Raw genomic sequence first — 8,410 nt, 5'->3', positions numbered from 1 at the left:
CCTACAACTGCATCCTCATAATCTCTTCATACGCCTTGACAGCTTTATTCCGCACCTGCAGCAACAGCTGGAAGGACATGTCTGCTTCTTCAAGCGCCACAATGGCATCAATCATATCCGCCGAGCGGCCACTCTGGACTGCGGTTACCTGTTCATCTGCCTTTTGCTGCAGCCCATTTATTTTTTCCAGTGAACTACGGAAAATCTGGCCAAAACCACCTTGCCCGGAATCTGATTCCTCTGAACGAGTAACAGGATTGGCAGCCTGGCCGGCAAGTTGCCGCATAGTCAGTAAATGAGTCTGCATCGCTTCATTTTTCATGGCTTAATTACTACACTTTCAGAATTTCGATGGTTTTGTTAACCATATCTTTGGTGGTTTTCATCATTGTCAGATTAGCTTCATAACTCCTGGTTGCTGACAGCATATTTACCATCTCTTCAATGGCATTGACATTGGGATAGGCGACATAACCCTGAGGATCAGCGTCCGGATGTTCCGGTTGATATTTCATGATCGGCGGCCGACTATCAGCAATGACTTTCACCATTTCCACCGACAAGGTCTTTTGCTGACCAGATTCCATCAATGATTCATTCCGGCTGTCAACCATTGGTTTCGCCTGAAAAACAACATCTTTCCGCTGATAGGGTCCCCCTTCAGGAGTTCTGGTCGTCTGCAGATTAGCCAGATTACTGGCAATAACATTCAAACGATGACGCTGAGCCGACATGCCGGCGGCACTGATTCGTAAACTAGTTTGAAAACCCACTATTTACCCCCCTCGACAATGGCATTTTTCAAAATATTCAGTTTTTTATGCAACATCTGGACGGCAGCATTATAATTCAGGCTATTTTCCGCCAAGGCTGCCATTTCATGATCTAGATCAACGGTATTCCGGTCAAAACCAGCAAGTGAACTTTCCTGCGCTTGAATCGATGATTCAATTTCGGTTATAGTCCGTGATACCGGCAAATGCACCTTATGAGTTTTCACCAAAGGCAGACGGTCAGACTCAACAAGTGCATCCTGCAGTTGATCCATAAAGGTAACTTGCCGGGCTTTATATCCGGGAGTATCGATATTGGCAATATTGCTTGAAATAACTTCCGCTTTACGGGCCCGTAAAGCCATGACTTTAGCCAGCAGGTTGGTGGTATTGTCAAACAATCGGTTTACTGTCATTTGGTTGACACCTCTCGCCGGCAATAAAGTTTATCCAACCGGCACAACATGTTGAAAAAACATGATTTATTGAAATCATACTATCTTTAAGGTGGCTATTTTTTACCTAGGGATGAACAACAAGCAAATCATATGCCAGCAACTCAAGAGATCTCAAGCACAGCACAAGAGGGGATGTCACAGGTGGGGGGACGTCCCCACATAAGGACAGTTATAACAAGGAAGTCATCTGGAAAATCAGGATGGCTTGCTGACAGCATTCTGATTATTTGATTCGGGAGTCTGGTCATATTTCTCCCGGTATTCACGCAATTTATTCCGCAAAGTCCTGATGCTGATCCCCAGGACCCGGGCGGCATGGGTACGATTATTATCAACCTCTTTCAAGGTTTTAAAAATCATGAACCGCTCCAGGGAGTCCAGACTGGTTCCCACCGGTAGGGGCAGGGATGCTCCAGAAATCAGGTCAGCTGTATCCCCCACGACAGCAGCTGCATCACCACGATTGGCAACTGCAAGCAATTCATCCTCATCCAGAAAAAGATCGCCCGGCTCCAACAGCGATCCTTCCGCCAGAACTACACCGCGTTCAATCATATTTTCCAGTTCCCGAACATTCCCCGGAAAGGAATGGCGAAATAATGCCTGGCGGGTGGCAGCTGAAATCCCCCTGATTTTCCGGTTGTTTTTCCGTCGGTAACGATCAATAAAACGTTCAACCAGAAGATCAATATCCATCAATCGTTCCCTTAATGGTTTAATGGTCAAAGGGATCACATTAAGCCGGTAAAAAAGGTCCTGGCGAAAATTCCCGGCCTCAACTTCATTTTTCAGTATTCGATTCGTGGTGGCAATAATGCGAACATCAATGGAAACCGGATGTCGTCCACCAACCCGGTCAACCTCGCCTTCCTGGATAACCCGCAGCAATTTACTCTGTAATCCCAGATCAATTTCAGATATTTCATCAAGCAGGATGGTACCGCCATGAGCCAGCTCAAATTTACCGATTTTTCTCACTATCGCCCCGGTAAAAGCGCCTTTTTCATGACCAAAAAGCTCACTTTCCAACAGGTTTGGCGGCAGAGCGGCACAATTAATGGCAACAAAAGGCTTTGCCGATCGGTGACTTTGCCGATGAACAAAACGGGCGAGGACCTCCTTCCCGGTACCACTCTCACCCTGAATAAGTACCGTTGCATCACTGACCGCAGCTTTCCCGGCCAGTTGCAGCAATCGTTCCATGGATGGATCACAATATATTAGATCCTGCGGATGATGCTTCAGGGTTGATTGCAGGGCTGGAACCTGTCGCTCCGACAGCACTCTTTTAATCAATGCCAGGAGAGCATCAATGGTCATATTTGCCTTCAGCAGATAATCAATGGTTCCCAGGCGAATAGCACCAATTGCCCCTTCTACCGAGGGAGAAGCCACCACCGGCAAAAGTTTAATCTCGGGAAGCTGCTGATGCAAAACTGAAATAACATTTTCCCCGTTTACATCCTGGAGATCAAGCTCACCGACAATCAGAGAAACCGGCAGCATATTTCTGAGAGTTTCCAGGTAGTCTGCCGGCAAAGGCTGACATAATACCCGAATGCCGGAATTTTCCAGGCCGATAATCAACGGCTTCCAGAAATCGGCATCAACATCCCAGATTACTACTGTAAATTGCGATTCCCCTTTTTCCATTGATAATCCTTGAGATTAGAGATAGCCAGAGATGTCCAGTCACTGTTTTCATAATGAGATTTCAAGGTATTGATTATTTTATCCAGTTCTTTATTCTGCCCCAGACGGGCATAGCAGAGGGACTGCCAGTACAATAATTCAGCTAAATTTTCATGGCGGTTCATCATCAGTGAGGCCTGGCGGAATCTTGACAGGGAAGCCTGATAATCCCCTTTGATGAACAATATTCTGGCAAGTGCGGAGGTCAGGGTAACCCGGTGTACCAGATCAATTATCTGCGGCTGGGCATTGGCCAGGGATACCGCCTCTCGATATGTTGCTATAGCAGCATCAATTTCGCCCTCATTACTATATGCCTCAGCCATCATGGTCATCAGGGAAACCCGTTCCGGGATTTGTCCGGCCGGCAAACGGGAACGGATATCAACCAACAGTTTCAACGCCGCCGGATTTTCACCTTCCCTGATCATGATTTCAGTCTTTAACAACATCATTTTTATCCACCAGGAATTTTCCAGGTCTTTCACTGCCAGTGGCTGTAATAATCCGGCCGCATCCTTCACCTCTCCCAGAAAAAGATGACAGCTGGCCATCCCCCAGGTAATGGCTAAAAATTCCTCTTGGGACGGTTTAAAACCCTGCAATGAACCATACAGCTTCAATGCCCCGGCATACAAACCCTGGTGACGCATAGCTTCAGCCAGCCAGAAAAAGGGATACATTCCCGTTGGCCGGGGCAAAAAATTATTGCCATACCGTTTTTGCAGGGCCACCATCGCCGCGTATTTTTTTTGTTGATAGTCTTCTCTCAGTTCATCATAAACCACTTTCCGCATCTCAGCAAGGGCCACTGAACGAATATCGTGATCTACCCGGGGTAAAATCAATTGATCAAAAAACTGCCGGGCACCGGCATAATCATGGCGTTTATACAGCAGGCGCCCCAGGCGCAACCGGGCTACATTACTCAAAGGATTATCCGGATAGTTGTCAGCAATCAAACGGTAAGCAAGCTGAGGATCCAGAAATTCGGCATAAGTTCTCAATTCAGGACGTTTGGCAAACCCGGGGTTTTCGACCCCCAGCCGAGCCATGGCTAAACGGGCAATAATCTCGCCGTCGGTTTCAGGATACTCTTTGATAACCGTAGCCAGGAAGGCAACCCCTTCAGCAAATTTCCCCTGGGTCAAAAGGGAATCTCCCACTTTTGCCAAAGCCATATTGGTAAACTCATTTTCAGGAAAAAGGTTGCGCATCATCAACAGATAGTCACGAGCCTGCTGATATTTTTTCAATGACAGGTAGCAGCTGCCCAAAAGATAGATGGTCCGGGGATCGTCCTGTAAATACTCCGGCGTCCTTTTCAACGCGGATTGATACCTGGACAGGGCCCTGGTAAAATCCCCCAGATGGTAAAGACAGTGGGCCTGATAAAATTCAGCTTCGATACTGAATCCCCGTTCCGGATACTCTGCCACCAATTGCTGATAGGCATGCAAAGCTTTCCGGTAACGTTTGAGGGCATAATTTATCCGGGCGGTTTCATACCAGGCAGCCGCGGCAAACCGGCTTTGTGGATACTGGTGAACCAACGCTTGATAGACCCCTTCCGCCTCATAATCAAAATCCATACTCTCGTATGCACGACCAACCTGCAACAAAGCCCAGGGGGCATCACTATCCCGGGAATACTTTCTCACCACCTGCAAATAGTTATCAATAAGATGATGTAAATTACGGCTGTTTCCACTGTTTTCCTGCCGTGCCAGGGCATCATTATAACGAAAAAGTGCTTTGGGAACCAGGGCGGAATCAGGAAACAGGGTTACCAGGCGGCTAAAGGTTTCCATAGCTTTTTCTAATTCACCTTTAAGATAATGCTGCAATCCCTGATCATACAGCTCACGACCTGGATCAACTTCAATGTCAGCAGCGGAAGTGGAAACTGATTTTTCCCCTGGAAGCCCGGGTTCCAGCTTCTCTGCAATCGGCTTATCCGTTAACACTTCATTTTCTGCCGGTGATGAAGATTCGGATTTTGCGGCAACCGACTTCTCCGGCACTGGGACTTCAGACTCAGGCGATTTTTTTGCTGCAGGTGGAACCATGCCGGTTTTTTCAGGCTCCTTCGACTCTACACCGGCCGTTTCCTTTTTGGCTTCCGACACGGGTTCATCCACATCCAGCGGCTTTTCTTCAACCTTTTCCACTTTGACTGCAGACTTATCAACCTCATCCAGCGGCTTTTTCTCGATATTTTCCACCACTTCCGGCTCAGGCGGTTCCCTGGGTTCACCCTGTTCATCAGAACTTTGTTGTTTATCGGCCGGCGCGGATTTTTCTTCGGCAGCCGGTGGACTGCCTTTAAGATCAATAACCAGCAGGGGAGGGGATTTGAATAGATGGGCCCGGTAATGATATTGGCTGGTGGTCAGCGAAAGCTGTACCTGGAGAAACTGTTCTTTCTGACTAATGCGAATCCCTTTAATTAAACGTTCATCAACCAATTGCCGGGGAGGAACCTGACCACGGCTGAAATCAAATAACTTAACAGAGAGAATGGCATCATCCGGCTGGTTATCAACCTCATAAAAGCCGGCACCGCTCAACTGCAAAACCACCCGGCTCTTTTCCTTAAAGCTGCCAATCTTGACCGACTCCAATATCTTTTTCGCGGCGGCACAACTGTCACCGGGGAAAAGTATCCCGCTGCAAATCAGGAGCAGAATCAGGACAACTTTACATCGAAACTTGCCACTTTGATGTAGATTAATCAGGATCAACTCCTCCATAGAGGAAAAAGGTTAAGGGAACCATTACTAGATGTTCGGGCTTGGCTCATGTAAATATTCGGGCACGTTTTCAACAAAGCAATAATACTCTCACGGAGACACAAAGTCACGGAGAACCCCAGTTATTTACCCTCTGTGGCTCAGTGTCTCTGTGAGAAATAAGAAAAATTTGCCAATCTATAGACAAAGTCGAGTATTAACTCATAGCGGTATTGGCCGCCTGGGTGGGGACAGTTTTTAAAACTGTCCCCCATTGGTAATTCGCGGCGGACGCCCGGGGACATTGCTTTAGCGCGCCACACAAGCCAGCTGTTCTTAGAGCAACTTAAGAAAGTTGAGTTTATCATTCTAAAGTATCCGCATTTATCCGGTTACGCTTAATTTTTTCAATCAATGTGGTCCGGTTCATTTTCAACAACCGCGCGGCCCGCTCCTTGACCCCCTGGGACTGTTGTAAAGCCTGGACGATCAACTCTTTCTCCAGCTTACTGACCTCTGTTTTCAGCGACAAACCTTCCACGGGAATAGTGGTCGACGGCAACCGGGAAGCTTTTTCCTGGTTTTCGACCATACTGTCCATCGAGATAATCTTCTCCGGCAGATCGGCAGGCAATATGGAACCGCCTGATTTCATCACCATGATCCGCTCAATGATATTTTCCAGTTCCCGGACATTCCCAGGCCATGGATAAGCCTGCAAAAGCAGCATGGCTTCCGGACTGATGTCAGTTACCGGCGAGCCTGAACGTCCTTCGTTCTGACAATGAATAAAATATTCCACCAGGCAGGGGATATCCTCCGGACGTTGACGGAGTGGCGGGAGCTGGACGGGAACCACATTAAGGCGAAAAAAAAGGTCCTCGCGAAAATCACCTTCCCGGACAGCCAATTCGAGATCCCGGTTCGTGGCACAAATAATTCGGATATCAATTTTTTTTGCTGCCTGACGCCATCCCAGCGGTTCAACCGTACGATCCTGAATCAAACGAAGTATTTTTACCTGCAGCAAGGCATCCATTTCACCGATTTCATCAAGGAACAGCCCTCCCCCCTCAGCCATCTCCACCCGACCCGGGCGGTCGTAAATCGCCCCGGTAAAAGCACCCTTGACATAACCAAACAATTCGGACTCAAGCAATTCACGGGGGATTGCGGCACAATTAACCGGTATAAAAGGATGTTTGGCTCGCGCACTCAGATTATGAATTGCCCGGGCGACCAGTTCCTTGCCGGTACCACTTTCTCCCTGGATTAAAACATTGCTGTTGCTGCGGGAGATTTTTTGGATCAGGCGAAAAACAGCTTTCATCCCGGGTGAAGCCCCTAACATCCCGTAGAACCCTGAAGCTTCCAACTGCTCATCCCCAGGCAATTGCTCGTCTTCAGCCTCTGCCACCAATTCGCTACAACACTGATCGAGAACCCGTTGGACATCAGGAGGAGACAGAGGACTGGTGATATAACTGCGGGCTCCATGCAAAACCCCCATTTTAATCCGTTCCATGTCTCCCTGAGCACAAATCATAATCAGGGAAACAGGCAAATCCCGCAGCAATGAAGGCCAGAAAAATTCTTTAGTAGGCGGCAGGCAATCAACGAATACTACCGTTCCCGCTGAAAACTTGCGTCGGGACAGCTGATCAGGCGCCAGAACGGCCAATTGCACCGACTCAGGCAAACAGGCCTGCAGAAGGCCTGGCAGATGATCATCAGTGGTAATAAGCAGATAAATGGGGGAAGAACCTGGCATAAGCACAATCCGTCAGGATGTGAACTCAACCGGGAAAAGAATTCGGTTCAGCAAGAAATGCTTCCAGTGATCCGGGATAGATTGCCAATATCCGATCAAGTTTAGTTATAGTGATAACTTCCAAAATTGGCGCCGGTAATCCAACCAGGGTAAAAGAACGACCCAGGTTTTGTGCCTGTTTATAGATGCTCACAAAACAACCCAGACCGGAGCTGTCGACAAAGTCCAGTCCACTCCCATCAATAACAAGGTCCTGCTGGTTTTGCTGCAGCACATCCTCCGCCGCCAGCAACACCACGCTCACCTGACCCGCATCAAGGACCCCTTCTAAAATCAGGGCGGCGAACTGGTCAAAGCTTTTTGAAATTATTTCCATACACGATGTCTCCATCCTCAGGTCAAATTATCACCTGAGTTAAGCAATTAGCAGTAGCTCTTAGCATTTAGCTGAGTACGATTAAGGTTTTACGTTAACAATACAGTAAACATTCGACTACGTTTTCAGAAAAGATAAAAATACTCTCACAGAGACACAAAGTCACGGAGAAACCCAGTCACTTGCCCTCTGTGACTCCGTGTCTCTGTGAGAAATAATAAAAATTTGTCAATCTATAGACAAAGTCGAATATTTACACAATACACAGTAGCCAACAGGGAACAGCAGGTATATAGTAAAACCACTGTAATCATTAAACTAATAGCTAACTGCTAAAAGCTAACCGCTCGATAAAGGTATTAATTTATCACCGGCACAAAACTTTGAAGCTTTAGTCAAAAATTGCAAATCAGAACAACAGCCCAATCTGATAAAAGAGTATATTCGCCCTTCGGTATTGAAGCTTTCAAGCAACCGGTACAGCGTTACATATTGCCCGTTCGGCACCAGACAGCATACCAGACCCTGGGAAGCATTAAGGGTAGTCAGGGTGGTCAAACCATCATATCCCTCCAGCAAAAAACGCAGCATGCCAATTTTGCGGGGAT

Annotated in this window: 8 protein-coding genes; all 8 read right to left on the bottom strand. The window is 47.5% G+C overall.

The window, feature by feature from the left end; all coding sequences use genetic code 11:
- Position 1 precedes the first annotated feature (1 nt).
- The gene (fliE, locus tag U9P07_10100; protein ID MEA2109756.1) at positions 2-322 is read right to left on the bottom strand and encodes a flagellar hook-basal body complex protein FliE; all 321 of its coding nucleotides are present in this window, start codon (positions 320-322) and stop codon (positions 2-4) included.
- Positions 323-332: 10 nt separating this feature from the next.
- Entirely contained in the window at positions 333-773 is a 441-nt protein-coding gene (gene flgC, locus U9P07_10095; GenBank protein ID MEA2109755.1) for a flagellar basal body rod protein FlgC, read from the bottom strand.
- Positions 773-1,189 carry a flagellar basal body rod protein FlgB gene (gene flgB / locus U9P07_10090; GenBank protein MEA2109754.1) on the bottom strand — a complete coding sequence of 139 codons (417 nt, stop codon included), beginning with the start codon at positions 1,187-1,189 and terminating at the stop codon, positions 773-775. The genes flgC and flgB overlap by 1 nt, the downstream gene beginning before the upstream one ends.
- A gap of 237 nt (positions 1,190-1,426) precedes the next feature.
- The gene (locus U9P07_10085) at positions 1,427-2,884 is read right to left on the bottom strand and encodes a sigma-54 dependent transcriptional regulator (protein MEA2109753.1); all 1,458 of its coding nucleotides are present in this window, start codon (positions 2,882-2,884) and stop codon (positions 1,427-1,429) included.
- Positions 2,854-5,667, bottom strand: coding sequence for a tetratricopeptide repeat protein (locus U9P07_10080; GenBank protein MEA2109752.1), 2,814 nt, complete (start codon positions 5,665-5,667; stop codon positions 2,854-2,856). Before U9P07_10080 ends, U9P07_10085 begins: the two co-directional genes overlap by 31 nt.
- Before the next feature lie 352 nt (positions 5,668-6,019).
- Positions 6,020-7,426 (bottom strand): sigma-54 dependent transcriptional regulator, encoded by a 1,407-nt coding sequence (locus U9P07_10075; GenBank protein ID MEA2109751.1) that lies wholly within the window; start codon positions 7,424-7,426, stop codon positions 6,020-6,022.
- A gap of 25 nt (positions 7,427-7,451) precedes the next feature.
- Positions 7,452-7,802, bottom strand: coding sequence for an STAS domain-containing protein (locus U9P07_10070; GenBank protein ID MEA2109750.1), 351 nt, complete (start codon positions 7,800-7,802; stop codon positions 7,452-7,454).
- 339 nt (positions 7,803-8,141) lie between these two features.
- The coding region (locus U9P07_10065) for a DUF4911 domain-containing protein (protein ID MEA2109749.1) at positions 8,142-8,410 on the bottom strand (269 nt) is incomplete at its 5' end.

This window comes from Pseudomonadota bacterium (assembly GCA_034660915.1).
Taxonomy (GTDB): Bacteria; Desulfobacterota; Anaeroferrophillalia; order Anaeroferrophillales; family Anaeroferrophillaceae; genus DQWO01.
This window is presented reverse-complemented; position numbering and strand designations above follow the sequence as displayed.

Bases quoted from the DNA above. Each gene is read 5' to 3' on its own strand.
- fliE (MEA2109756.1), bottom strand. From the start codon at position 322: ATGAAAAATGAAGCGATGCAGACTCATTTACTGACTATGCGGCAACTT.
- flgB (MEA2109754.1), bottom strand. From the start codon at position 1,189: ATGACAGTAAACCGATTGTTTGACAATACCACCAACCTGCTGGCTAAA.
- U9P07_10085 (MEA2109753.1), bottom strand. From the start codon at position 2,884: ATGGAAAAAGGGGAATCGCAATTTACAGTAGTAATCTGGGATGTTGAT.
- U9P07_10075 (MEA2109751.1), bottom strand. From the start codon at position 7,426: ATGCCAGGTTCTTCCCCCATTTATCTGCTTATTACCACTGATGATCAT.
- U9P07_10070 (MEA2109750.1), bottom strand. From the start codon at position 7,802: ATGGAAATAATTTCAAAAAGCTTTGACCAGTTCGCCGCCCTGATTTTA.